This is a genomic window from Vibrio sp. PID17_43, from assembly GCF_002608565.1.
GTDB lineage: Bacteria > Pseudomonadota > Gammaproteobacteria > Enterobacterales > Vibrionaceae > Vibrio.
This window is the reverse complement of record NZ_LIXM01000039.1, coordinates 1-24,304: the sequence shown is the minus strand read 5'-3', so window position 1 is coordinate 24,304 and position 24,304 is coordinate 1. Positions and strand designations below refer to the sequence as shown.

General features: G+C 44.7%; 19 protein-coding genes and 4 pseudogenes. 12 read left to right on the top strand and 11 right to left on the bottom strand.

Annotated features, from left to right (window positions below; translation table 11 throughout):
- Positions 1 to 279 precede the first annotated feature (279 nt).
- Entirely contained in the window at positions 280 to 1,023 is a 744-nt protein-coding gene (locus tag AK965_RS19575; protein WP_099081163.1) for a hypothetical protein, read from the bottom strand.
- A gap of 320 nt (positions 1,024 to 1,343) precedes the next feature.
- Here AK965_RS19575 and AK965_RS19570 point away from each other — a divergent pair, with 320 nt between their 5' ends.
- From AK965_RS19570 to AK965_RS19560, 3 genes and pseudogenes are all read left to right on the top strand, one after another.
- Positions 1,344 to 2,255, top strand: coding sequence for an IS5 family transposase (locus tag AK965_RS19570; RefSeq protein WP_099081162.1), 912 nt, complete (start codon positions 1,344 to 1,346; stop codon positions 2,253 to 2,255).
- Between the two features lie 55 nt (positions 2,256 to 2,310).
- A pseudogene (locus AK965_RS19565) lies at positions 2,311 to 2,677 on the top strand (transposase); the annotation flags it as partial.
- A gap of 696 nt (positions 2,678 to 3,373) precedes the next feature.
- A pseudogene (locus AK965_RS19560) lies at positions 3,374 to 4,127 on the top strand (tyrosine-type recombinase/integrase); the annotation flags it as partial.
- Positions 4,128 to 4,213: 86 nt separating this feature from the next.
- Here AK965_RS19560 and AK965_RS19555 read toward each other — a convergent pair.
- From AK965_RS19555 to AK965_RS19535, 5 genes are all read right to left on the bottom strand, one after another.
- Positions 4,214 to 5,257, bottom strand: a complete 1,044-nt coding sequence (locus AK965_RS19555) for a GMP reductase (protein WP_099081161.1) — start codon at positions 5,255 to 5,257, stop codon at positions 4,214 to 4,216.
- A 486-nt stretch (positions 5,258 to 5,743) separates the two neighbouring features.
- Positions 5,744 to 7,276, bottom strand: coding sequence for an NAD(P)H-hydrate dehydratase (locus tag AK965_RS19550; RefSeq protein ID WP_099081160.1), 1,533 nt, complete (start codon positions 7,274 to 7,276; stop codon positions 5,744 to 5,746).
- An 88-nt stretch (positions 7,277 to 7,364) separates the two neighbouring features.
- Positions 7,365 to 7,799, bottom strand: a complete 435-nt coding sequence (locus AK965_RS19545; protein ID WP_099081159.1) for a PAS domain-containing protein — start codon at positions 7,797 to 7,799, stop codon at positions 7,365 to 7,367.
- Positions 7,799 to 8,803, bottom strand: a complete 1,005-nt coding sequence (locus AK965_RS19540) for a response regulator (RefSeq protein ID WP_099081158.1) — start codon at positions 8,801 to 8,803, stop codon at positions 7,799 to 7,801. The genes AK965_RS19545 and AK965_RS19540 overlap by 1 nt, the downstream gene beginning before the upstream one ends.
- Before the next feature lie 315 nt (positions 8,804 to 9,118).
- Positions 9,119 to 10,027: an aldo/keto reductase family oxidoreductase gene (locus AK965_RS19535; RefSeq protein ID WP_099081157.1), complete on the bottom strand. Its 909-nt coding sequence runs from the start codon at positions 10,025 to 10,027 to the stop codon at positions 9,119 to 9,121.
- 95 nt (positions 10,028 to 10,122) lie between these two features.
- On the opposite strand from AK965_RS19535, the gene AK965_RS19530 reads away from it, so the two are divergent.
- Positions 10,123 to 10,530: a helix-turn-helix transcriptional regulator gene (locus AK965_RS19530; protein ID WP_099081156.1), complete on the top strand. Its 408-nt coding sequence runs from the start codon at positions 10,123 to 10,125 to the stop codon at positions 10,528 to 10,530.
- On the opposite strand, the gene AK965_RS19525 is transcribed toward AK965_RS19530, so the two are convergent.
- The gene (locus AK965_RS19525; protein WP_310648473.1) at positions 10,517 to 10,993 is read right to left on the bottom strand and encodes a hypothetical protein; all 477 of its coding nucleotides are present in this window, start codon (positions 10,991 to 10,993) and stop codon (positions 10,517 to 10,519) included. The two genes, AK965_RS19530 and AK965_RS19525, sit on opposite strands and share 14 nt — an antisense overlap.
- Before the next feature lie 570 nt (positions 10,994 to 11,563).
- Here AK965_RS19525 and clcA point away from each other — a divergent pair.
- Together clcA and AK965_RS19515 are read left to right on the top strand one after the other, a co-directional pair.
- Positions 11,564 to 12,964 carry a H(+)/Cl(-) exchange transporter ClcA gene (clcA, locus tag AK965_RS19520; RefSeq protein WP_099081154.1) on the top strand — a complete coding sequence of 467 codons (1,401 nt, stop codon included), beginning with the start codon at positions 11,564 to 11,566 and terminating at the stop codon, positions 12,962 to 12,964.
- A 280-nt stretch (positions 12,965 to 13,244) separates the two neighbouring features.
- Positions 13,245 to 14,192 carry a TDT family transporter gene (locus AK965_RS19515; RefSeq protein WP_172438200.1) on the top strand — a complete coding sequence of 316 codons (948 nt, stop codon included), beginning with the start codon at positions 13,245 to 13,247 and terminating at the stop codon, positions 14,190 to 14,192.
- A gap of 85 nt (positions 14,193 to 14,277) precedes the next feature.
- Here AK965_RS19515 and AK965_RS19510 read toward each other — a convergent pair whose 3' ends face one another.
- Complete coding sequence (locus AK965_RS19510) at positions 14,278 to 15,519, bottom strand: NRAMP family divalent metal transporter (RefSeq protein ID WP_099081152.1); 1,242 nt, start codon at positions 15,517 to 15,519, stop codon at positions 14,278 to 14,280.
- A 290-nt stretch (positions 15,520 to 15,809) separates the two neighbouring features.
- A complete protein-coding gene (gene folE / locus AK965_RS19505) occupies positions 15,810 to 16,463 on the bottom strand; it encodes a GTP cyclohydrolase I FolE (RefSeq protein ID WP_099081151.1) in 654 nt (217 codons plus the stop codon).
- A gap of 289 nt (positions 16,464 to 16,752) precedes the next feature.
- On the opposite strand from folE, the gene moeA reads away from it, so the two are divergent.
- The 4 genes from moeA to AK965_RS19485 all read left to right on the top strand — a co-directional run bounded on the left by moeA (position 16,753) and on the right by AK965_RS19485 (position 20,293).
- The gene (gene moeA / locus AK965_RS19500) at positions 16,753 to 17,988 is read left to right on the top strand and encodes a molybdopterin molybdotransferase MoeA (protein ID WP_099081150.1); all 1,236 of its coding nucleotides are present in this window, start codon (positions 16,753 to 16,755) and stop codon (positions 17,986 to 17,988) included.
- 9 nt (positions 17,989 to 17,997) lie between these two features.
- Positions 17,998 to 18,750, top strand: a complete 753-nt coding sequence (gene moeB / locus AK965_RS19495) for a molybdopterin-synthase adenylyltransferase MoeB (protein ID WP_099081149.1) — start codon at positions 17,998 to 18,000, stop codon at positions 18,748 to 18,750.
- 355 nt (positions 18,751 to 19,105) lie between these two features.
- Positions 19,106 to 19,408 (top strand): hypothetical protein, encoded by a 303-nt coding sequence (locus AK965_RS20975; protein ID WP_099081148.1) that lies wholly within the window; start codon positions 19,106 to 19,108, stop codon positions 19,406 to 19,408.
- Between the two features lie 54 nt (positions 19,409 to 19,462).
- A complete protein-coding gene (locus AK965_RS19485; RefSeq protein ID WP_099081147.1) occupies positions 19,463 to 20,293 on the top strand; it encodes a sulfurtransferase in 831 nt (276 codons plus the stop codon).
- A 56-nt stretch (positions 20,294 to 20,349) separates the two neighbouring features.
- Here the strand turns inward: AK965_RS19485 and AK965_RS19480 are convergent.
- Positions 20,350 to 21,344: pseudogene (locus tag AK965_RS19480) on the bottom strand (glycosyl hydrolase family 18 protein).
- A 126-nt stretch (positions 21,345 to 21,470) separates the two neighbouring features.
- Complete coding sequence (locus AK965_RS19475; protein ID WP_099081146.1) at positions 21,471 to 22,472, bottom strand: sugar-binding transcriptional regulator; 1,002 nt, start codon at positions 22,470 to 22,472, stop codon at positions 21,471 to 21,473.
- Positions 22,473 to 22,936: 464 nt separating this feature from the next.
- Here AK965_RS19475 and tal point away from each other — a divergent pair, with 464 nt between their 5' ends.
- Both tal and AK965_RS19455 read left to right on the top strand, forming a co-directional pair.
- The gene (tal, locus tag AK965_RS19460) at positions 22,937 to 23,887 is read left to right on the top strand and encodes a transaldolase (protein ID WP_099081143.1); all 951 of its coding nucleotides are present in this window, start codon (positions 22,937 to 22,939) and stop codon (positions 23,885 to 23,887) included.
- 125 nt (positions 23,888 to 24,012) lie between these two features.
- Positions 24,013 to 24,304, top strand: a pseudogene (locus AK965_RS19455) (transketolase); the annotation flags it as partial.

Here is a 24,304-nt window from a genome sequence, read left to right as displayed (position 1 = left end):
TTTAAATTCAGCAGAAAATGTACGTCGTTGTCGTTTTGTCATTGAGCACCTCATTTATGGTGGAGACTTTACCACCTAATTTGGTGTCCGGGATCATTAAACCACTACATCACAAATTCCTCGCTGGGCGGATCTGAGTTTTGCATGTTCAGTTAAATTCATCATATGCTCCTATTTCAGTCCTAAGGCTTTTAAAATAAGCGAAGCATCTTTTGAGACTTGTTTCGTTGGCACATGTTGTTTTGAATTAGCCATAAGTCCTCCCTGTCTGTATTGGCTTTAGTTGCGGTTTAGTCGACTTAGCCATCTCATCGCTTCTTCGCGAGTTACGTAGGTAAACCTTCCTTCCTTTATAACTGAAAGTCGGCGGTGCTCTGGCGTAGAAGGTGAAGCTAGGTTCCTTACCGCGCGTTCAGTTTGATAGCCACCGAGCAGTGTTAATTCACGGAAACTGAAGTGTTCAAGATGAAGACCAAGACTCTCAATATGGTCATACGGCAGACTCAACTTAAAGTCTCCAGATATACCATGATAGTAATCAGGTAAACCGCCAAAAATCATTTTTAGATTTGCAATGAATGTTATGAAAAATCGATTAATTTTATCTGCTGAATATCCTGTCTCCAAAACACCAATGCGAAGAAGGGACTCATAAGCCAAGCAAGGTGATAGTGTTTCAGCATAAAACATGTGTAAATCGCAATTACAATCAACAAAATGTTCATCCAAATATTTCTTCTTGTTTTTCGTAACAAAACAAAACTCATAAACCTCTCTAAGCTTCCAAAGTAAATGTGATTGAGCATATTCCACAAGTTCATTTTTATTAGGGTTAAACTGAATCGTTGTCATATCTGCTATTTCTTCATCTTCAAACTTATTTTCCGCAGAATCATATCCGTTATTCACCATTTCTGAATACCGCTCTAGAGTTTGTTTCACATAAAACGCCATTTCGATTAAGTCACTATCAGTGATCGGGGGATTTTCTGTTATTTCTTTAACGTTGATTTTGAATGTCATACGACCTCTAGCCTTGGGTTACATTGGTGATGTAATTAAAGGCTAGTTACATTAGCAATGTAATGCAAATTGGTTTGTATTATTAATATGAAAAAATTTTTATATCATTGTTTCTTATTAATTTAAGTTAGTAACATAACACCACATAACCAAGTGTGATCATATCGTCACAGATAGAAGTTGCTTGAACGACGTCAAACCAATGTTCATTCACGTCACCAACATAAGAGCGCTGGAAAGGGGCTTTGTTGCGTAAATCGATGGAACTAAATCCAAAGCATACGATCTGATCAGCTACATTAATTCAAGTATGTAGTCTCATGGCAAAACCTCGTTACAAAACAAACAACTGGAAGCAATACAATCAAACTCTAATCAATCGTGGCTCTCTGACGTTCTGGATTGATGAAGAAGCGATAAGCGAGTGGAAGCAAAACAAGCGAGGGAGACCTCGTGTTTTCGGTGATTTAGCCATCACAACTGCTTTAATGGTAAAGCGTATTTTTTCAATGCCACTTCGTGCTTCTCAAGGGTTTATTGATTCTGTGTTTCGACTTGCTCAAGTTCCACTACGCAGCCCACACTATAGTTGTATCAGTCGTCGAGCAAAAGATATTGATGTGAGTTTTAAAACGAAAACAAAAGTTCCGATTCAACACCTTGCTATCGATGCAACGGGTCTCAAGGTTTATTGTGAGGGCGAGTGGAAAGTCAAAAAACATGGCACAGATGGCAAGCGCCGAGTGTGGCGTAAGCTGCATATTGCTGTGGATACGAGCACCCATGAAATTATTGCCGCCGAATTGAGTTTATCAACGGTCACTGATGCAGAAGTTCTGCCTAACTTACTCAAGCAAACAGGCCGAAGAATCATCGAGATATCAGGCGATGGTGCTTATGACACAAGGGATTGTCACGCGGCAATCCGTATTAAACGAGCCGTAGCTCTGATCCCTCCAAGAGAGGGGACTGCATTCTGGGAACGGGGCCATCCAAGAAACTTAGCGGCTGGCTGCCAAAAGCTATATGGTTCAAATACTCATTGGAAAGAGCGATATGGCTACCACAAGCGCTCGCTATCAGAAACGGCAATGTATCGTGTGAAGCAGTTACTTGACGGACGGTTAAGTCTAAGAAATTACAATGCACAAGTTGGTGAAACTTACGCGATGATCAAAGCGTTGAATAAGCTTACTGGGCTTGGTATGCCTAAAACTAGCCGTATTGGCTGACAATCAACCGAAATGGGCTGTTCTAGTTCGAAAATAAATTACGCAACAAAGCCGCATTAACAGTGAAACTATCGTTCGCTTTTTCTGTAATTTAAGAGAGAGTTATCCGTTAATCCATAAGCTTAATATCATCTTAGATGGTGCGAGATATCACCGCAGTGACTTAGTCAGAGATACGGCGTTTGTCCTTAATATTGAACTGCATTATCTTCCACATTACAGCCCAAACCTCAACCCAATAGAGCGGCTATGGAAAGTAATGAATGAGAAGTGCGAGGAACAACGTTTACTTCAAAAGGAAACGAGACTTCAAGGCGGCAATAGACCAATTTTTTGCTGTGACTCTTCCAGAGATCGCAGGCTCTTTGACATCTCGAATTAATGATAGTTTTCAGGTTCTCAAGCCTGCATCTTCAAATTGATTTGGTATATACCTGTGAATACAACATGCAAGGATGTTGTTATATTCTAAAGACTTTAAAACACAGAGCCTCATCTAACACTCAATAAACCATTAACATTCATACACTTAGCAGGATTATTGTAGCACTCCCAATAACTAGCATTTTCCTTAGTTACACGCGTGTAACTAAGGAAAATTAATTTCTTGAAGCACCATATTTGTCACTCTGCTCTTTTCTTGAATCAACATCTTCCAATTTCTGGCCTCCTTGCTTTACATCGAGCATTAACGCCTAAGCGTTTAAAAACGCGCTCCACAGCGCAAAAGGAGAAAACATGAAAAGACAAAAAGTATCGCCAATTTCATGATTCGAAGTTCCTAACTTTGTTGAAGCACCGCAGAGTGACCTGACAACGTTTCCAAATCGAGAGAAAAAAAGGGCGATTTAAAGATTTACTCACGTTCATCACCACTTCGTCTAATTTCATTATAGAAATTAGACGAAGTATCCGATCTCGCGTTAAGCCAGTTGTGGCAAGGGCTCAAAGAACTTGCTCTTAAAAAGTATCAAGAAGTTCGAGCGCTATGTGGTGATTGAGAGTGACAGTAGACTACTAAAGTACGGTGCTGCTGTTCCAATGCCAACTCAATGCTATAACGTTTAAAAGACATTAAGACAACACAGTTCATCAAAAAGTTTCACTACATGGTAAAAGCGATGGGCAATCCTGTTGCATCTACGTTCTCTTCTAAAATGTATTCCGATTTCCGCAGTAAAAGGATGTCTGGGGAGTTGGTGTTTGTTGATGAAGACCGTTGGAATCGTGGTAAACCAAGTATCTCGACACTCAACTCCGAATTAGCACGCTTTAAGGCAGTGCTTAACAAGCTCAAAGAACTCGGTGAGTGGAAACTGCCTAATACTTTGGAAGATGTGAAACCCTTTAAAGAATCCGAGCGGGAAATGGTTTTTCTTACCAAAGAACAAATCCAGGATTTACTAGCACTTGTTGGGCGACATGAACGAGCAGACATGCTCAAGATCGTGAAGCTATGTTTGTCCACCGGCGCACGTTGGAATGAGGCGGCACAATTAAAGGGGACGCAGCTATCCCAATACAAGGTGACATTCACCAATACAAAAGCAAAAAAAGAATCGTACTGTGCCAATCGCTAAGGAGCTCTACGAAGAGATCATTAAGCCAACCTCAGGTGCTTTGTTTGAAGAGTGCTACACGCCGTTTTGCTACATTCTAAAGACCAAGTTAGGCATTTCCCTACCCTCTGGACAGGCATCTCATGTTTTGCGCCACACCTTTGCCAGTCACTTTATGATGAATGGTGGAAACATTTTGGTTCTACGCGATGTATTAGGGCATGCCGATATCTCGATGACAATGCGTTACGCACACTTTGCACCCGACCCCTTGTCAGAAGCCATTACTCGCAACCCACTCAACAATTTATAGCCTGCCGCCACTTACCAAAATTTAGGCAAAAAAAGAGCCGCTAGTAGCGGCTCTCCATTATTCGATTTTTCCGAAAAGTAATCGACTTACTCTTTACCGAATACGTTGTTTTCTTGCTCTTGAACGCGGATAAATGTCGTTCTCTTCGTTAGCTCTTTAAGCTTTGCTGCACCTACGTATGTACACGTTGAACGTACGCCGCCAAGGATGTCTTGGATAGTGCCGTGAACGCTGCCACGGTATGGCAATAGTACGGTTTTACCTTCAGCTGCGCGGTACTTAGCAACACCGCCAGAGTGCTTATCCATCGCTGACTGAGAAGACATGCCGTAAAATTTCATGAACTGTTCGCCGTCTTTCTCGATGATTTCGCCGCCTGACTCTTCGTGGCCAGCAAGCATACCACCAAGCATAACGAAGTCAGCGCCGCCACCGAACGCTTTAGAAACGTCACCAGCACAAGAACAGCCACCGTCACCGATGATCATGCCACCTAGGCCGTGCGCTGCATCGCCACACTCAATGATTGCAGAAAGTTGCGGGTAACCAACACCTGTCTTAACTCGTGTGGTACATACCGAGCCTGGGCCAATGCCTACTTTAACGATGTCCGCACCTGCTAGGATTAGCTCTTCACACATATCACCCGTTACAACGTTACCTGCAGAAATCACTTTATCTGGGAATGCAGCACGCACGCGTTGTACGTACTCTACTAGGTGCTCAGAGTAACCGTTTGCGATATCGATACAGATGAAAATAAGCTCATCAGAAAGCGCCATGATGTCTTTCGTTTTTTGGAAGTCCGCATCAGACGTACCAGTAGACACCATTACGTTGTTGAGTGTTGTTTTATCCGCAGATTTCGCAAACTCAGCCCAGTCATCGACTGTGTAGTGTTTGTGAACCGCAGTCATTACACCATGCTCTGCTAATGCTTTCGCCATTGCAAAGCTACCAACCGAATCCATGTTCGCCGCAATTACTGGAACGCCGGACCATTGACGACCACTGTGCTTGAATGTAAAATCGCGGGTTAAATTTACTTGAGAACGACTTTTTAAGGTAGAACGTTTCGGGCGAAACAGTACATCTTTGAAGCCTAACTTAAGTTCTTGTTCGATACGCATTGTGTAATTCCTTGATTCATAAAATTATGTGTCATATCAGAGTGCGTAGTGGAATCGTTGGCAGACGAGTTCACTGTTCTTCGGACACAAAAAAACCGGAGCGTTGGCAGACGCTCCGGTTTTCAGCATTATAGGTCGTGATTTCTTTCCTACAAGTCTGATATTTGCATTTTTTTTGTGATACCATCTTGTAAAGTTCATATTAAAAACTGCAACTTACCTGATAACTATCATCTTCATTCTATAATTCAATAAGTTATCTATCAGAAACTCACAATCGATTGCGCAAACCTTTGCGTCAAAGTTTCCACACGATCTTCCCTAACCTCAGAATAACGAGCAAAAAACACGCAGTCGAGTGCAAATCAGTAAAAATGCCTGCTATTTTCAGTGCGATAAATTTGCGACAAGAGTCACATTCCAGCAACTAAAATTCAAAGAAAGCACAAGCGGGAGTCTCTGCCGCACAGTGAATATGCTCACCTTTTAGCATTCCGAGTGAATCGCTTGCCTCAGCGTGGCGACAACATCACTGGCAATTAAACCTTGCTCTCCAAATTGTTGTGCATTGATATCCGCAGCATAACTGTGTATGACCACACCTAAACGAGCGGCAAGCACGCTCGATAGCCCTTTCGCCAATAAAGCGCCAATCACCCCCGACAATACATCCCCCATGCCACCACTGGCCATTCCTGGATTTCCAGCCAGACAGACATACATTCGCACTCCATCATAAATCAACGTACCAGCACCTTTAAGCACGACAACGCCGCCATAACGCTCCTGTAATTGCTTTGTTGCTTTAAAACGATCGCGTTCTACATCCGTCGTGGTTACCCCTAAAAGGCGAGCTGCCTCGCCCGGGTGAGGGGTAATAATACGAAATTCATCTATTGCGACGTCAGTTGCTCCTCCGTCCGTCAACATCGCAAGAAGGTTAAGTGCGTCAGCGTCTACGACCTTCGGCTTATATTGTTGTGAGAGCATTTGATAAGAATTTATCGCCCATTCATCCATACCGAAACCGGGCCCAAACACCAGCACATCCGCCCAACGAATACGCTGGGTAAGTTCGTTTTCCATTTCTTGTAACGCTTCCAAGGTAATACTCTGACTCATTACTTCGGGGCAACTTACTTGCAGCGGAATAAGGGAATCAGGATGAGAAATCGCGGCCGCTAAACCAGCGCCGCAACGAAGAGCAGCAGAAGCACAGAGCCGAATAGAACCGGACATCCCTTGATTCCCTCCAACACAAAGTACTTTTCCGTTATCCCCTTTATGCTCGGCGGCTTTTCTCCGGGGGAGCAGTCGACTGATAATCTGGTGATCAATACCTAAAGCACTTTCCTCTTGCACCGACTCAAATGCAACGTTGACGCCTAAGCCAGAAAAATGCAACTCACCGACATGTTCTCTTGCCTGTGCGGTACACAAACCTTGCTTAACACCAATAAAAGTGACCGTGTGATCAGCGCGAATCGCACCACCAAGCACAACACCTGTGTCTGCACTTAAACCTGAAGGAATATCGACAGCGATTACAGGGCAGTGTATTTGATTGATTTGCTCTATATAGCGCTGAATGTCTTGCCTTACCTTGCCACTTAAGCCTGTGCCGAGCATCGCATCTACAATAACATCCGCTTCAAGCAAAGCCGTATGCCAATCGTCCCAACTGCTGTTTTTACCATCCACGGATTGCCAATCTTCAAACGCTCTTAACGCATCTCCGGTCAAGGCTGTGGGATCACCCAGTTGAAATACGTTTACATTTAGCTGAGCTTGTTTTGCTATTGTGGCAAATACGTACCCATCCCCACCATTATTACCTTTACCGCAAACCACCAGCACATTTCTCGCGCGGGGATATAAATGAAGAAATCGCTCGTAAACCGCCATGCCTGCACGTAGCATGAGGCTGTACATAGAAACGCCGGCAATTTGAGCCGCAACGACTTCCCCATTCTTAACTTGTTCTGCGGTATAGAGCTTTAGAGCGTGATTAAAGTCCATTTAGACATTCTGTATTTGAAGGCACACAGAATAAGTATAGAAAAAAGCCAAGACAGTGCTTGGCTATACATCCCAGATGTTCGAGCGATTATGATTGAGAGATGATCGCTTCCGCTGTCGCGTCTTGGATAGATAGAAACAAGGAGTTTATTTTACCTGTTGGAGAGCGCATCGGGTTCAACGTAACATTCTGATACATAAACTCAGCTTGCTGGGTGACAGGACGTACATTACGGCAACAAAACAGATAAGGACGCTGACGCCAAGTAATAAAACTCCGACAACCTAAGTCATAAACAGGTTTGGTTTTTAGCTTGAACCATTCTTGTGGGATCTCCGGAAAAATATCGAAGATCGAACGCCCTATCGCTTCATGAGATTGTAAACCACTATGGTGGGTCATAAAGCCGTTCCACACTTGTACGTTGTAATCTTTATCAATCACTACAAGTCCCATATCGACATTCTGCACCATGTCGACCATCCAATGGAACTGTTCGAATTCTGCAGGCAAATTCAGCATTAGAAATCCTCCATCAAGTACGACAATTTATTGTCGAGCAACGGCAATGATTCATCGACAAACATAAACAGAAGATCACAACGGATCGAGGTGCCTTCAATGTTGTAGCTCACTTCAAATGTCATGGTACGGCTAAATGCCCCCGTCGTGGACTCTATAATGGAATCAATCGAAATATGCTGACCGAGTAATACTGGCGGGCTCTGGAAGAAACGCACTTCAGATTGCTCCCCTAGCCCATTTAGGAACGAGCCAACTAGGATGTTGGAAATATCCATCAACAGCTCAAGCTCTTCTAACTCTTCACTGTCTGCTGGTACCTTCATCAGCTTTTTTAAATCCGCAACGCTAGAGTCACTCAAAATGACAAGCGCTTCGCCTGCAATACCCTCCCCACAAAAGCCTTGGCACACACCTGAGACGTTATCGTAAGAGGCCAAATCGCGCAACGCCATATGGAGTTCACTCACTTCAAAAATGTTCACGTTTGGCAGCGGCAATTGCACGAACACATCGAAGTGACGCGCCAAGGCATCCGCCGCACGACCGATCGAGACGTTGGCGACTTCCATATAAATATCGCGACGACGCAATATTGGCAATTCAATGATAGTCGGCGTAATCACTTGAGGACGGGATTCAGGTTGAACCAGTTCTTTTAACGCTGACTTAAGCTCATCTTGTGCGATGGGCTTTTGAATAAACGCTTTTGCACCAAGTGCGAACACTCTCTCTTTTGCTTTCGGCTGTATATCACCAGAAACGACGACAACAGGGGTCTGTATTCCTAGTCGCTGCATGTTTTCTAACGTTTCGAAACCGTCCATCTCTGGCATGGTGAGGTCAAGAAACATCAGCTTAAATTCTTTCTGCGCGAGTTCTTCAAGCGCATTTTTGCCATGAATAGCAAATGTCACATCTGCATTCAATGTTGCAGGCAGGGCTCTCGCCATTTGCTTACGAGCTAAGGCTGAATCATCACAGATAAGTACAGGGAAAGACATTCAACCACCTTCAATTATTCAACACTCTGAGCAGAAGCTCACCAGATAGTTACCATATATAATACGAAAAAAGCAACGAGGAATTCATATTTATTAGTCGCTTATCGAGCGATACGCAATATGGTTGACTGAGTGAATATAGTAAACTGTTATTTATTTAATCCGCCGTATATTTATTTGCCCGAATAGCCAGACTGATCAAATAAAATCAACTTACTTTAGGCAGTGCGTAAGTCGTGTAGTAAGGGGAATTAATAAAAATGAAAAAGCACCCTGTAAAGGGTGCCTTATTATCTTAAAAAGAAGCAGTGACCTCTATGGCACACCATGGCCTTTAGAAGCAACCCAAACTCGGTACCATTGCTCGCGTGTCAAATCAAACTCCAATGCATTCACCGCTGCATGAACGCGCTCTATTTTACCCGAACCAATGATTGGAATTGGCTTCGATGGTAAACGACGTACCCAAGCGTAAATGACTTGATCAATACTGTCAGCACCCATTTCTTGACGAATCGCTTCTAATTCATTACGAACGCGAACTGCTTGTTCCGTTTCACCGGTAAAGATGCCCCCTCCGCCAAGACATGACCACGCCATTGGACGAGTTCGCTGCATCTGCATTTGGTCGAGTGTTCCATCGTGCGCCACGGCGAAGTTCAGTGGGCTGATTTCCACTTGGTTGGTGACTAATGGTTTGTTCAAACGAGATTGCAGCAATTCAAATTGGCGTGGCGTAAAGTTAGACACACCAAAATGTTTTACTTTGCCGACTTTATGCAACTCAGCAAACGCTTCTGCAACCTCATCTGCCTCCATCAAAGCATCAGGACGATGGATCAGCAGCACATCTATTTCATCCACGTTCAGACGCTCTAACGAATTATTCACCGATTGGTAAATGTGCGCTGCACTGGTGTCATAGTGATTGATTTTACGCTCTGGGGTTTTGTCACCACACAAGTTGATATCGCACTTAGTGACAATCTGAATTTGCGAACGAACACTCTTGTCTAATGCTAATGCTTCGCCAAATAACGTTTCACATTCGTAGTTTCCGTAAATGTCCGCGTGATCAACCGTTGTAATACCTAACTCAATATGTTGCTTGAGGAAAGATAAACGCTCTTGCGCACTCATCCCCCAATCAACTGCACGCCAATATCCTTGAACCAGTTCAGAAAATTCTGGGCCGTTCGGTGCAGTCACGATTTTTGCAACCATGGGTTTTCTCCTTTTCTTAATCTGCAACCATCCTAGTCTTGTTTTGAGGCTGTCTCAACAGGTAAACTTTCGCAATTCGAACTGGAGTACGAAATATGTCATTTGCGGAACGTTTAGCTACGTTAATTGGACAAGAAAGTATCAGCGGATTTGCACGTCGTGTCGACGTTTCTGAAGCATTGATCCGAAAATACTTAAGAGGCAGTGAACCGAGCTTAACAAAAGCCAACCAAATCGCGATGCGTGCGAATTGCTCATTAGAATGGTTAGCCACAGGTTGTGGCTATTTGTATCGCCAAGCAGAAGTCGTCGATATCGAGGCCTATAAAATTGCTTACCAACACGTAATGAATAATTCGATTTCACAGAGTGAAGAGGCGAAACATCGTAAGCTCATTGCAGGCTATCAATACCTAAGAACTCATAAAAAATCAGATGGATTCTTGGACGAATCGGCGATGGTGACCTTCCTTGCACTACACAACGAAACTAAAAGCGAATAATCTTTAGTTCAATCATTTCACCATCACTGAGCAACCTAACTTTGACTCTCGGTAAGGGAGAGTCAAACTCGTCTGCCAATCGCCAATCAAGGTGTCGCTCTGCATCTTGTGGATAGCGATTGATAAATAAGATCAGATCTTTATCAACCTGTGTCGGAGATTCCTCTTTTAACGCATTTACTACATCGAACTGTTCTTTTTCTATCACCATATTGCTCAGTACGAGCCCATCCTTTCTTAGATTTAAGATCAACTCACTGAGGGTTTGCGCTTGGTAATCGGTCAAAAAAGACAAATGTATTTCATCTTGTCGCAACGTAAGCTCACCATATAAGTGCTGCTGATAATACTTAAAGTCATCCAAGCAGTAAGCATTAACACCCGCTTGGGAATCACATTGATACCAATCTACACTCTGCTGTAACTTTTGTTGAAACTGAACAAGTGGCATATTAGACAACATTGCCAGCCACCAAACATTTTGCCCGTGGGCCTCCGATGAAAACAGTCCAGCGATGAATGTCGAACCGAGCAATAGAGAAACTGAAAATCCGTGCATGACGCTTTTTATTAACGTGAGTGAAGTGAGTATCTTTACGTCTATACTGTGACAGCGCAAGCACAAACATCAGATTTGACGCATTTAAAAGGCGCACATTTGCGTGCGCCTCAGCCTCGTAACTCAATCGTGAGTATGCGAATTGGGAAGTCTATAGATGCATCCCAAACAAACAACGAGGAATTTCTGTAGGGTTTGAATCCATCCAAATTGTGTGTGAAACCTCACATCCCTCCTATAAACAGTTATGTTGCGTTACATCTAAAGCATGGTTCATTTTGCTCAAAAAACAAGTTTTACCTATAAAAAAATATTGCATAAAATTAAACCAGCGGCCTAAGAGAGTTACGACTCAGTTGATGGATAAAAAATCAATAGTGGAAAGCTACATTGCACCTTTATTGATTAGGTCTAACCTCTGCGAGGCGTATAATTTCTTTCGTTCCTTCCACTGGCGTTTAGGAGAATCTATTAATGACCAAGCACGAGAGAATAGTGAAATCTGTATTAGCCCGCGTACCAAAAGATGTAATTAATCAGTTTGTCTCTCGAGGGGCAACGCCATTTTCCGTCCTGTTTATGGCCACTATCATCGGTACTTTGGCAGGTTTGGTCGGTACATACTTTCAAATCGCAGTGAACTTCGTCTCTGAAACTCGCACTGATTGGTTAAAGAGCGAAATTGGCAACGTGCTACCTCTTTGGCTGGCTGCCATTATAATCAGTGCAGTCCTTGCTTTTGTCGGCTACTACCTAGTACACCGCTTTGCCCCTGAAGCAGCCGGGTCAGGCATCCCAGAAATTGAAGGCGCGATGGATAACATTCGCCCAGTTCGTTGGTGGCGTGTCATTCCCGTAAAATTTTTCGGCGGTGTGGGAGCATTAGGCTCAGGCATGGTGCTTGGCCGTGAAGGCCCTACCGTTCAAATGGGTGGTGCTGTCTCTCGCATGGTCACCGATATCTTCCGAGTAAAGGATGACGATACGCGTCACTCACTACTGGCTTCTGGTGCCGCTGGGGGCTTAGCCGCTGCGTTTAACGCACCGCTCTCGGGCATTATGTTTGTGATTGAGGAGATGCGTCCTCAGTTCCGTTACTCATTAATATCAATTCACGCGGTGATCATTTCTTCCATCATGGCGACTATCGTTTTCCGTGCAATCAATGGCCAAAGTGCGGAAATCACCATGCCGCAATACCAATCACCAGAGCTTCAATCACTATGGCTATTCCTGCTGCTTGGCTCTCTATTTGGTGTATTTGGCGTTCTATTTAACAAACTGATCACCGTTGCTCAAGACAGCTTTGTCGCACTACACAAAAATGATCGTAAGCGTTATTTACTCACTGGTGCAACCCTCGGGGGCGTGTTTGGCTTGCTACTGCTTTACCTTCCTCAACTAACCGGGGGCGGTATCGCTCTCATCCCTGATATCACCAATGGCAATTACTCCATTTCTCTATTGGTGCTACTGTTTGTTGGGCGTGTGGTCACTACCCTACTTTGCTTTGGCTCTGGTGCACCTGGTGGCATTTTCGCGCCAATGTTGGCATTAGGTACTCTATTTGGTTACGCATTTGGTGCAAGTGCTGATGTTTTGCTACCCTCCCTTGCCATCGATCCCGGTGTGTTTGCGATTGCAGGTATGGGGGCGTTATTTGCCGCAACCGTACGTGCCCCAATCACTGGTATTCTGCTCGTGATTGAGATGACCAATAACTACTACCTAATTTTGCCACTCATTATTACCTGCTTGGGCGCGGTCATTGTGGCACAGTTACTTGGTGGACAACCGATTTACAGTCAACTACTGCAACGTACGCTTAAAAATGAAAAATTACGCCAGCAAGATCTCCCTGATAATAAGGCTTAAGTTAATAGTGGCACCAAATTATCTTTGATAAATAAAGCCAGTTTGGTGCTAGTTAGCGTAATTTTTTGCATCACCCTACAAATATTCGCCATCAACCTCACAAAATTCCCATTCCCTGATATTTACCGATATAGAATAAGGGTAACCATTCATTAATCTTGCTAGTATTCTGCCCATTATAGAGTAATCCACCCAAATACTGTAGATTGGCATTGAGCAACGACTTTGGGTCAGCATCGAGCAGTAGAAATTCGGAGTAGGTTTGAACTGGAAAAGACTTGTGCAATTTTATAGTGTCCCGCCATCTCAAGCGGCGTTGGCACTGGGCATGATAGGACTTGGCCAAGCATGGGCACTTTATATTCCTGAAGTTGGTGAGCCAATAAGACCGTTTCTCGCAGCCATTGGAGCGATTCTTCTTGCCCCAGTTCTGATCAAATACGCGACCAATCCTCGCCTATTTTTAGCTGATATCCGCCATCCTTTAAGTGGTAGTTTAATGGCTCCAATGAGTATGGCCTTGCTGGTTTTGTGTGACTACCTTGCCGCCGTTGCCCCTATTATTGCGTACCCATTGTGGTTTGTAGCGATACTGCTCCATTTTACGATGATGATGCTGTTCTTCGGCTTCCAGATCGTGAACTTTAAGATGTCGAACATTGTGCCAAGTTGGTTTTTATATCCGGTAGGATTAATCAGCAGCTCGCTGGCGGGTTCTCAGTTCGGCCATAATGTGTTTTCTGAAACCCTAGCGATGATGTGTATTGGCATCTACTTCTTTATGCTGCCACTCGTTTTGTATCGTTTGGTGTTCTTTGGCTCTTTACCTCGCAAAGCACGCCCGACTCTGGCGATCATGGCGGCTCCAGTGAACTTATCTCTCGCCGCCTATTTGGTTAACTTTGGCGAACCAGACCCAATTTTGACGGGCGCACTAGCTGGCATTGCGATTACGATGACGCTGCTGATTTACTTGTGTTATTTCCGATTACTACGTCTCAACTTCCAGCCTTCTATCGCGGCGGTTACCTTTCCATCCGTGATCAGTGCGATTGCCATGCATCGTTTAACCTCGTTCTTTTCGGAGTCTCACCCACATTGGCATTGGCTGCATGACTTTGGCTTTTTGGAGCTAAGTATTGCAACGATCTTGGTGGTGTGGGTATCGGTTGGTTACGTGAAAATGTATTGGCCAGAAATCGTTCATACACCCTCAAAACAAACCTAAAAAAAGGGGCCGTAAATGAGGCCCCTTTGGTATCCAAATAAAGTTGATTTCCCGGTAAATCTGGCTCTATTCGAAGAACTTGGTTTTATCCGATAAATTTAGCCATGAAGTTACTAATGTTGGTCATGCTTGATGCTGCCATCACCATTACAATCACAATACCTGTCAGCATCAGATAGGCTGGATGCTTGTAGTCACCAACAATGTCTTTTCTGCGCGTTGCCACCAACACCATGCCCAATACGATGGGTAGAATAATGCTATTAACAAGACCTGCTAGCATCAGAAGAAGAATTGGCATATCCATTATTACTGTGCCAAGCGACGTAATGATAATAAAGCCGACACACCATGCTTTTTCATTACGAGCGACGATTGGGAATAGTGTTTTAATTAGAGAAATTGCCATGTACGAGTTACCCACTACTGAGGTAATCGATGCGACGAACAACACTAAGCCAAAGATAAAATAGCCCACATCACCAGCCCCTTGACGGAAGGCATCTGCTGCTGGGTTCGATGAATCTAGCGTTGCACCTGTTGCGATGACGCCAAACACCGCCAAGAAAAGTAAGATTCGAATCACAATCGCAATGGAGATACCAGCCCATGCTGCGGTTTTAATGGCTGGGATATTCTCTTTACCTTGCAAGCCAATATCGACCAAACGCTGCGCACCTGTGTAGTAGCCACCGACAGCACCACCAACAATCGTCAGTGTTGGAAGCAGCAGGCTACCAATGTCCGTTGGCATCACAGCAGCACTTAGGGTTTCACCCATTGGTGGTAAGCTTGTCATCGCAACGTAAGCGATCAAGATGATCATAAACAAACCAAGGTAACGAGCCATTTGGTCCATGCGCTTTGACGCGTTGTGCACCACAAACAATAAACAGCCAACAACGCCCGTGAACATTGCGCCCCATGTGGTGTCGACACCAGTTAGCACGTTAATACCAAGAGCTGAGCCACTTACGTTACCAAAGTTAAACGCGACCGCACCAAACGCGAGTAGAATACCAACAGCATAACCCATACCCGGCGCGACTTTATTGGCGATATCTTGAATACGCATACCTGATACACCAACGATACGCCATAAGTTCATCACAATGCCAAACGTGATAAACATCGATGCGAACACTGGGAATGCCATGTCAATTTTGTAGATATTGGTGAAAACCGCCGTTTGGGTCAAAAAGCCCGGACCTACTGAGGTCGTCGCCATCAAGAATGCAACGCTTAGGATAGCTTTCTTTTGCCAGCTATTTTCAGATGCTTGAGTAGAAGCGGGAGTTACCGAATTGATGGTAGTTTGTGTGGTCATGCCAAGTCTCAATTTTGTTGTCTTTCTATTATTAAAAAAAGAAAGACAACTGACCGAGATCAGCTGAATTTGAGGGGTTACATGGTGAAAACAGATAGGTTTAACACCTCGCAACCGTTTTCTGGGCGCGGATATTAAAGAGATATTATGTAAGTGTCAATACAGAGTTCGATAAATGATTTTTGTCGTATCCAGTTTAATTTGTCATTTAATTTCAAATAGATAAAAAGAGGATGACAATTGTCATCCTCTTAGAAATTTACTTTTCAGCTCCACACAAGCCGCAATGATTAACGCAAGCCGTGTAAAAACTCGGCACGAGTGGCAGGGTTACTCTTAAAGATGCCACCTAACGCCGTCGTAGTCGTTTCACTGGTTGCATCCATCACGCCACGTGATTTCACGCAATAATGAGTGGCATCAATCGTTACCGCTACATCATCCGATTCTAATAACGTTTGAAGTGCGACTAAGATTTGCTGAGTCATGCGTTCTTGTACTTGAGGGCGCTGTGCGAAGAAACGTACGATACGGTTGATTTTTGATAGACCAATGATTTTACCACGCGGAATGTAAGCGACTGCCGCTTTACCATCAATGGTCACAAGGTGGTGTTCACAAGTACTGGTTACGGTGATGTCTTTCACACGAACCATCTCACTGACATTCATCTTGTTCTCGATCACGGTGATTTTAGGAAAGTTCGCGTAATCCAGACCAGAGAAGATCTCATCAACGTACATTTTCGCGATGCGGTGCGGCGTTTCTTCTAAGCTATCGTCGGTAAGGTCAAGTTGAAGGAGGCCTAAGATCTCACGCATGTGGTATTCGATCTTTTCCTTCTTTTCTTCACGGCTTACGCTATTAGGACGCATTGGCGTTTCCAAACCACGTTGCTCTAGCGCTTCTTTTACTAATTTTGCTGACTCGCTAAGACCCGACATTCCACTTCCTCTTTTGTTACTGCTGCTAAACGCCCTAAAATTTAATTCAAATTTCATTCACGCGACTAGCTTTACGCTGCCCAGTTTCGTGTCTGACAATAAGGTGCATAACAGGAGGTTACTGAGCTGATTATGTTGAGTTCCGCAGGTGATTTACCCCTTTCGGATGGCTGACAAGGATACTTGGATTTTTGAATAATTACACCCATATTTTATCGGTGGACATTCTTACTCGATCGGCTTTTTATGGTAGAGTTGCCACAAAACAAAAGAACACAGGATTTTCTCAATGGGCTGCTGCGACGCACCTGGCTTGATGCCAATTGAAGACGCGATGGATAAGATGCTATCGCGAATCAAACCTATCCAAACCACGCTTGCTCTACCCCTTGCTGACGCACTCGGTTTTGTACTGGCTGAAGACATTCTTTCTCCAATCCATGTACCGCCTTTCGATAACTCAGCAATGGACGGTTATGCTATCCGCATTCAAGATCTTGAGTTATCTTCGGTGTTGCCACTGGCGGGTAAATCTTTTGCAGGTCAACCGTTTGATAGTGAATGGCCGCAAGGCACTTGTGTTCGCATCATGACTGGCGCAAAAATCCCACAAGGGTGCGACGCGGTTATCATGCAAGAAAACACGGAAGTGACGGATGCTGGCATCCAGTTCAATCAGACTGACGTGAAGCCACAAAACAACATTCGCCCAACAGGTGATGACATCAAGCAAGGCGATATCGTCTTGGCCAAAGGCACACGTTTAACGCCTCGTGATATTCCCATGATCGCCTCTCTTGGCGTAAGCCATGTGATTGTGGTTCGTAAACCAAAGGTGGCGTTCTTCTCTACGGGTGATGAACTGAAATCATTGGGAGAGCCTCTGGAAGAAGGACAAATCTACGACAGCAACCGCTACGGCATTAAGCCACTTATCGAAAACTTCGGTTGTGAAGCGATTGATCTTGGTATCATCCCTGACTGCCCTGAAACACTCAAAGCGACATTCGAACAGGCTCAAACACTGGCAGACGTTGTGGTCACTTCTGGCGGCGTGAGTGTCGGTGAAGCGGATTACACCAAAGACATCTTAGAAGAGCTTGGTGAAATCGGTTTCTGGAAACTGGCGATCAAACCAGGTAAACCCTTTGCTTTCGGTAAGTTGAGTACAGCTTGGTTCTGCGGCCTTCCAGGTAACCCAGTTTCTGCCGTGCTGACCATGTATGTTCTCGTTCAACCTATGCTGGCAAAATTAGCAGGCCATACTGAGTGGAAAGCCCCGGAATCGATTCCTGCTATCACCAAAACTGCATTTAAGAAATCACCAGGTCGTACCGATTATCAACGTGGTGTCTACACACTTGAAGACGGTAAATTTGTGGTAGAAACCACTGGTAACCAAAGCTCGGGCGCATTCCGCTCAATGAGCTTGGCAAACTGTTTTGTTGTGTTGGAGCGAGAGCGCGGCAGCGTTGACGTTGGCGAAACGGTTCAAATTCAGCTGTTCAACTCAACCCTATACTAGGAAGCTGCTGTGGATATTCTTTCCGATCAGGAAATGCTACGTTACAACCGTCAGATCATTTTGCGCCAGTTCGATTTTGACGGCCAAGAAGCGCTAAAACAGAGTTCGGTTTTGATCCTTGGTGCTGGTGGTTTGGGATGTGCTTCTAGCCAATACTTAGCCACCGCTGGTGTGGGCCAAATCACGCTGATTGATGATGATATTGTTGAGCTGTCGAACTTGCAGCGCCAGGTACTCCATCACGATGCCGATATTGGTCGCAAGAAAGTCGAATCAGCCGCAGATGCGCTACGAGAGCTTAACCCTCACATTACGATAAAGACCATTGCTAAGCGTCTTGATGATGCCGAACTGCAATCATTGATTGAGCAACACACGATCGTCGTTGATGCTTCTGATAACGTCGATACTCGCAATCAACTTAACCGCTTATGCTTTGCGACGAAAACGCCACTAATTTCCGGCGCTGCCATTCGTATGGAGGGGCAAGTGTGTGTATTCACTTACGATGACCCTACCCAACCATGCTACCAATGCTTAAGTGCTCTGTTTGGTAGTGGTGCCTTAAGCTGTGTGGAGGCAGGCGTGATGGCACCAGTGGTTGGTATTGTGGGCGCGGTACAAGCGATGGAAACCATCAAGGTTATCGCCAACTATGGCCAACCGAAAAAAGGCAAGATCTTGATTCTGGATGCGTTAAGTATGTCTTGGCGTGAAATGAATTTGATGAAGATGCCGAATTGTCCAGTGTGTCATTCCTAATTAACGCTCGAACTTAAGGCTTCACACAAGTGAACACTTAACGTTATTAAATAAAAATCCCAACCTCAATTGGTTGGGATTTTTTCTTGCGACTTAATCGTAAGCGTATTGACCATGACGGCTAGAGATACCCATTATCTAACGTTAAACTAGGAAACGTCTGGCTCTTAAACATATAGTCCATCGTATCGCTAAACAGCATTGTCACTCTCAGCGCTTGATGTTGAATAAACAGCACTAAAAAAGATGTTTAGATAGCCTAAGCCCTGTATTACCCTAAAATCATATCGTTCTTTTTGAACATACTAATTTTTTGTTGTAAAACATATATATTGCCAATGTATGGAACTCGACCTTGGACAACCCAAAAACCTATATTTTAGTTTTTTTAGGTACAGTAATTGTGCTTGCTTTTATCCTTTTGCTTACCTCCTCGAACGTTCAAACTCATACCGTATCTGCGAGGGTAATAAGTAATACCCTTACACAATCGCTCGATGGGCAAAGACGCTATCTAACCATTGAGTCCGAAAATATCGGTCAACAACGAGTGTCGGTTCCAACTTCTATCACGTGTCCTGAGGGCTCAATGGCGACCTTTAGTCAAACGACAGATTCTCGCCTCAAGCAGCCGCTCACGTTTTTAAAATGCGAATGACCCACCCAATTTATCCGTTAACCATTTTATACCTTATTAAGGAAGGAGTTAGCTATGCCAGCGTTAATTAACGTCCATGAACTGAAAGGCCTGCTCGGTCAGCCTAATGTAAAACTCCTTGATGCTAGTATTACCTTCCAGATCCCTTCTGAAAGCGAAAAAATCAAAGATAAATGGATCCCAGGCACCCTACGTTTTGATTACGACAACGACTTTTGCCTACCTAACTCCAATCTGCCCCACATGATGCCGACGGAACAAGGCTTTAATAGCAGTGCTCAACAACTTGGATTGAATAACGAAGATTTGATCGTGGTATACGACAATTCCGGTACTCTGGCTGCACCTCGTGCATGGTGGATGTTCAAAGCGATGGGACATAACAATGTGAGAGTGCTCAACGGAGGGTTACCAGCATGGATAGCCGCTGGATTTCCTATTGTCGATAAGTTGGAACAACCGCACCAGGTAGGTGGCTTCTCGGGACGCTTATCTGATACCGCATTTCTCGATGCTCAATCCGTATTGGCTCACTCTAAAAACCGAAGTGCCAATATTGTTGATGCCAGATCGAAAGCCCGCTTTTTCGGTGAGGTGCCTGAGCCTAGAGAAGGTCTACGCAGTGGGCATATTCCTCATGCGGTGTGCTTGCCATTTCAAGAGTTGTTAACCAACAACCACATTAAGCCAACATCAGAGTTACAGCCGATCGTGAGTGCATTACCCATTGATAAAGGGCAGCCGACTATTTTCAGCTGTGGCTCTGGTGTCACGGCTTGTATCGTTTTGCTTGCGGCTTATGTGTGCGGCTACCACAACCTGTCTGTCTACGATGGCTCATGGACAGAATGGGGGGCGGATACTTCATTACCCCTTGAATGCTAGCAGCAAAAATAAAGCCGTCGTGGTATGCGACGGCTTAACTTAGTGAATGTTACTCGCTACTTCTGCATTTCTTGGTACATCACTTCAACCAACTCCCCTTTCGGATCGCCTGAAAGTTCCCAAGTAAATATTCCGCCTAGGTTCGCTTGCTTTGCCCAATCGGCTTTCGCTTTGATGAAAACGTCTGCGCCCATGCCCCACTAGCTGCGATCCGTCACATGCAAGTCGGTGGTGTGTCCGGCTTCTTGGCCCCAGCCTCCTAGGAAGTCATACGTCATGGCAAACATATTGGTTAAGTAGGGCTGAGCCGCTTTCCAATCGATGCCTGCGGCTTTTGGACCAACACCCACCGCAGTCGATAACTCGTACTCTCGCTTGATTTGTTTAGCCAGCACATCTAAGTCACCACGTAAGGTTTTTACTAGGTAAGTAAACGCATCACGTTCTAGCACCTTTTGCTCATCAGAAAGCTTGGTATCCGGGTTCCAAGGCGACGTAGTTAAACCGCCACCACCCGGGTATTCCCAATCCAAATCTATGCCATCAAAGAAATCTTACTTTGCAATCAACTCGACAGCCGTTTTAGACAACTGATCCATTGCTTGCTGGTTTTTAGCCATCGCGTGGAAAGGTTCGGACATCGTCCAACCACCAAACGACGGGAGAATTTTCAGATCAGGGTGTTGCTTCTTCAGTTCGGCTAATTGTGCGAAATGTCCCTTGTATGGCACGTCCACAGAAACCGGCCCAAAGTTTTTTTCAAGTGCCGCCTCGGCATCGACCAAAATCGCCGTATACGGTTCTTTACCTTCACAGTGCTTTGCAACGAGCTTTTGAATATTTTCCGAGGCACCAGTGTGAGGACCACACATACTTAAAAATGCGTAGATAATGTGAGTCAGGCTATCAGCCGAAATGTCTTTGACCGTGTAGGGGTTGTCTGCATTTACGTACTACCAATCGGCAAAATAGCCTGCCACGACTTTTTGCTCAGCTTCTGCAATAGCGGCAGCCCCGTAAATAATGCAGCTGCGAGAAGTGTCTTTTTCATCATTTCCTCCAGAGTAATCAACTACAAATTACCCCTGAGGATTATTTTTAACTTGGAAAAGAAATTAGGCTGTGGGTCATTTATAAATCCTCACAGCCAAATTACACTAGTTGTATATTATTTGTGCTACACCTCTGATGTACTGTTGCCGTGCATCTGCTCATCCAAGTTAAGAACCGTCAGTGCGTTACTCACACTGGTTGCAATCACATCGATGGCTCCGGTTCTTAAAGCACCAAGTAGCGCCAATGGTTTACTGTTTTCTGCCGCAATCGCAATAACTTCTGCAATTGGTCGAAATTCTTCAATGCCTAAGCCGATGACTCGGTCACTCATCACTGTGTTTGCAACGTTACCGTGAATATCAAAGAAGTCGTAGCCTGCGAAGTCTCCTACCACCCCTTGCATCAAACGTGATTGCACGACTTCATCTGGTGTAAACCAACCCAAGTCGACCATGTAACTGTTTTCGCTCATGTCACCGATACCAACGAGTGCCACGTCAGCTTTACGTGCTAAGTCGAGCGTTTGTTTTACCGTCGCGTTTTGCATAAATGCAATTTTCTGCTCTCGATTCTCTGCATAAGCGGGGGCGTATAAGGTTTCAGAGGTACCGCCGTATTTCTTCGCGAACTGTCGGCAAATGTGGTCAGCATTAAACATACCGCCACGAGGATGAATACCACCAATGCCACAGACAAACTTACAGTCACGCGGGGTAATTACACCAATATGGTGAGCGACAGAAGAGACATTACGCCCTTGCCCAACCGTGACTACCATGCCGTTTTTCAGCGTGCTGGTTAGGTAATTAGAAACCAAACCCGAAACCTGTAAACGCTGCGCTTCTTCATTGGGTTGATCTAAAGCGACCAAAGCGCGTTTAACACCAAAGCGTTCAATCAAACGCTGCTCAATCTTGGCGCTGAATACTGGGTGGTATTTTACTGTAATTTCTACAATGCCTTCATCTCGTGCTTGCTTCAGCATTCGGCCTACTTTGGCTCGTGAAATTGCAAATTTTTTCGATATCTCTTCCTGAGTCGCACCATCTTGGTAGTAGGCAACGGAGATCTCCGTTAACAAATCCGTATTTTCAACGGAGATATCTTGATTAGAACTGCTCATGTTTACTCTCACCGTTTAGTGGATTGGCATTATATGCAATAAGTGAGCATCTGCTCATTGACTTAGCATATGTTAGCCGACAATGTATGCGCTACATTTGCTCACCGCAATAACTTTTTCTCAGTTGCATTTTTTCATTTAAGAAAGCGTGTTCAAGCCTTGAGCAATAAGGGCAAACGTTTATACCGGTCTCCTTCTGAACTCGCAGTAAAAAAACGTTGATGAACGTCACTATACTTCGCTTTCACCGATTGACTTTCGACATGGATAGGATAAATATGAACACATCATTTACTCAACTATCGAGCAAATGCTCGCAACAATTGTTCGATAACGAAATTTTCCGTAGTTGGCTGAGCAGATGCCTCGTCCATTATGATGAGACGATTCGCCGACACGCTTGCAAATGCACAAGCTGTGGTGCTGAACCCACACTTAAGCCCATTTATATAGGATGACCGATTATGAGCAACAAGTTAGCGCAACTTCGTAAACTAACGACTGTAGTAGCGGACACTGGTGAGATTGACGCAATCAAAAAATACCAACCAGAAGATGCAACAACGAACCCATCTCTTATCCTGAAAGCAGCTCAAATCGAAGAGTACGCACCTCTGATCGATGCTTCAATTGAATACGCAAAATCGCAAAGCAATGATAAAAGTCAACAAGTACAAGACACTTGTGACATGCTTGCGGTAAACATCGGTAAAGAAATCCTAAAAACGATTCCAGGTCGTATCTCTACAGAAGTAGATGCTCGTTTGTCTTACGACATGGAAGGCAGCGTAGCGAAAGCACGCCAGTTAGTGAAAATGTACAACGATGCGGGCATCACTAACGATCGTATCCTTATCAAGCTGGCTTCTACATGGGAAGGCATCCGCGCTGCTGAGATCCTAGAAAAAGAAGGCATCAACTGTAACCTAACCCTTCTATTCTCTTTCGCTCAGGCTCGTGCTTGTGCAGAAGCTGGTGTATTCCTAATCTCGCCATTCGTAGGCCGCATTATGGACTGGTACAAAGCGAAAGAAGGTCGTGATTTCGAAGCTCAAGAAGATCCTGGTGTTCTATCTGTGACAAGCATCTACAACTACTACAAAGAATACGGCTACAAAACCGTAGTAATGGGTGCAAGCTTCCGTAACATCGGCGAGATCCTTGAACTTGCAGGCTGTGACCGTCTAACTATCGCTCCAGCTCTACTTGCTGAACTAGAAGCCGCTGAAGGTGAAGTCGTTGAGAAACTCGTTGACTCTAACGGTGCGAAAGAGCGTCCTGCAGCGATGACTCATGCTGAGTTCCTATGGGATCACAACCAAGACCCAATGGCGGTTGAGAAGCTGGCTGAAGGTATCCGTAACTTCGCAGTAGACCAAGGCAAACTTGAAGCAATGATCGAAGCTAAGCTTTAATTGCTTACCAAAAGCGAGTAGCCAGTCTACTCGCTTTTAGCATCAGCGTTTTATTCAAAAAATTCTATTTGAACTTGTTCCGACGAGTTCCCTCTATTTAAATCAAATATCGAGAAGTAACTACTATGGATCGCTCTCTTCTTACACGAAAGTACCTTGCAAATGCAATCCGTGCACTAAGCATGGACGGTGTTCAACAAGCTAACTCTGGCCACCCAGGCGCCCCTATGGGTATGGCTGATATCGCTGAAGTTCTTTGGCGTTCTCACCTAAACCACAACCCTGCTAACCCAGAGTGGGCAGACCGAGACCGTTTCGTACTGTCTAACGGCCACGGCTCTATGCTGATTTACTCTCTACTGCACCTGAGCGGTTACGAGCTGTCTATCGATGATCTTAAGAACTTCCGTCAGCTTC

Coding starts and splice junctions, on each gene's coding strand:
- AK965_RS19575 (WP_099081163.1), bottom strand. CDS start 1,023: ATGACATTCAAAATCAACGTTAAAGAAATAACAGAAAATCCCCCGATC.
- AK965_RS19570 (WP_099081162.1), top strand. CDS start 1,344: ATGGCAAAACCTCGTTACAAAACAAACAACTGGAAGCAATACAATCAA.
- AK965_RS19555 (WP_099081161.1), bottom strand. CDS start 5,257: ATGCGTATCGAACAAGAACTTAAGTTAGGCTTCAAAGATGTACTGTTT.
- AK965_RS19550 (WP_099081160.1), bottom strand. CDS start 7,276: ATGGACTTTAATCACGCTCTAAAGCTCTATACCGCAGAACAAGTTAAG.
- AK965_RS19545 (WP_099081159.1), bottom strand. CDS start 7,799: ATGCTGAATTTGCCTGCAGAATTCGAACAGTTCCATTGGATGGTCGAC.
- AK965_RS19540 (WP_099081158.1), bottom strand. CDS start 8,803: ATGTCTTTCCCTGTACTTATCTGTGATGATTCAGCCTTAGCTCGTAAG.
- AK965_RS19535 (WP_099081157.1), bottom strand. CDS start 10,027: ATGGTTGCAAAAATCGTGACTGCACCGAACGGCCCAGAATTTTCTGAA.
- AK965_RS19530 (WP_099081156.1), top strand. CDS start 10,123: ATGTCATTTGCGGAACGTTTAGCTACGTTAATTGGACAAGAAAGTATC.
- AK965_RS19525 (WP_310648473.1), bottom strand. CDS start 10,993: ATGTTGTCTAATATGCCACTTGTTCAGTTTCAACAAAAGTTACAGCAG.
- clcA (WP_099081154.1), top strand. CDS start 11,564: ATGACCAAGCACGAGAGAATAGTGAAATCTGTATTAGCCCGCGTACCA.
- AK965_RS19510 (WP_099081152.1), bottom strand. CDS start 15,519: ATGACCACACAAACTACCATCAATTCGGTAACTCCCGCTTCTACTCAA.
- folE (WP_099081151.1), bottom strand. CDS start 16,463: ATGTCGGGTCTTAGCGAGTCAGCAAAATTAGTAAAAGAAGCGCTAGAG.
- moeA (WP_099081150.1), top strand. CDS start 16,753: ATGGGCTGCTGCGACGCACCTGGCTTGATGCCAATTGAAGACGCGATG.
- AK965_RS19485 (WP_099081147.1), top strand. CDS start 19,463: ATGCCAGCGTTAATTAACGTCCATGAACTGAAAGGCCTGCTCGGTCAG.
- AK965_RS19475 (WP_099081146.1), bottom strand. CDS start 22,472: ATGAGCAGTTCTAATCAAGATATCTCCGTTGAAAATACGGATTTGTTA.
- tal (WP_099081143.1), top strand. CDS start 22,937: ATGAGCAACAAGTTAGCGCAACTTCGTAAACTAACGACTGTAGTAGCG.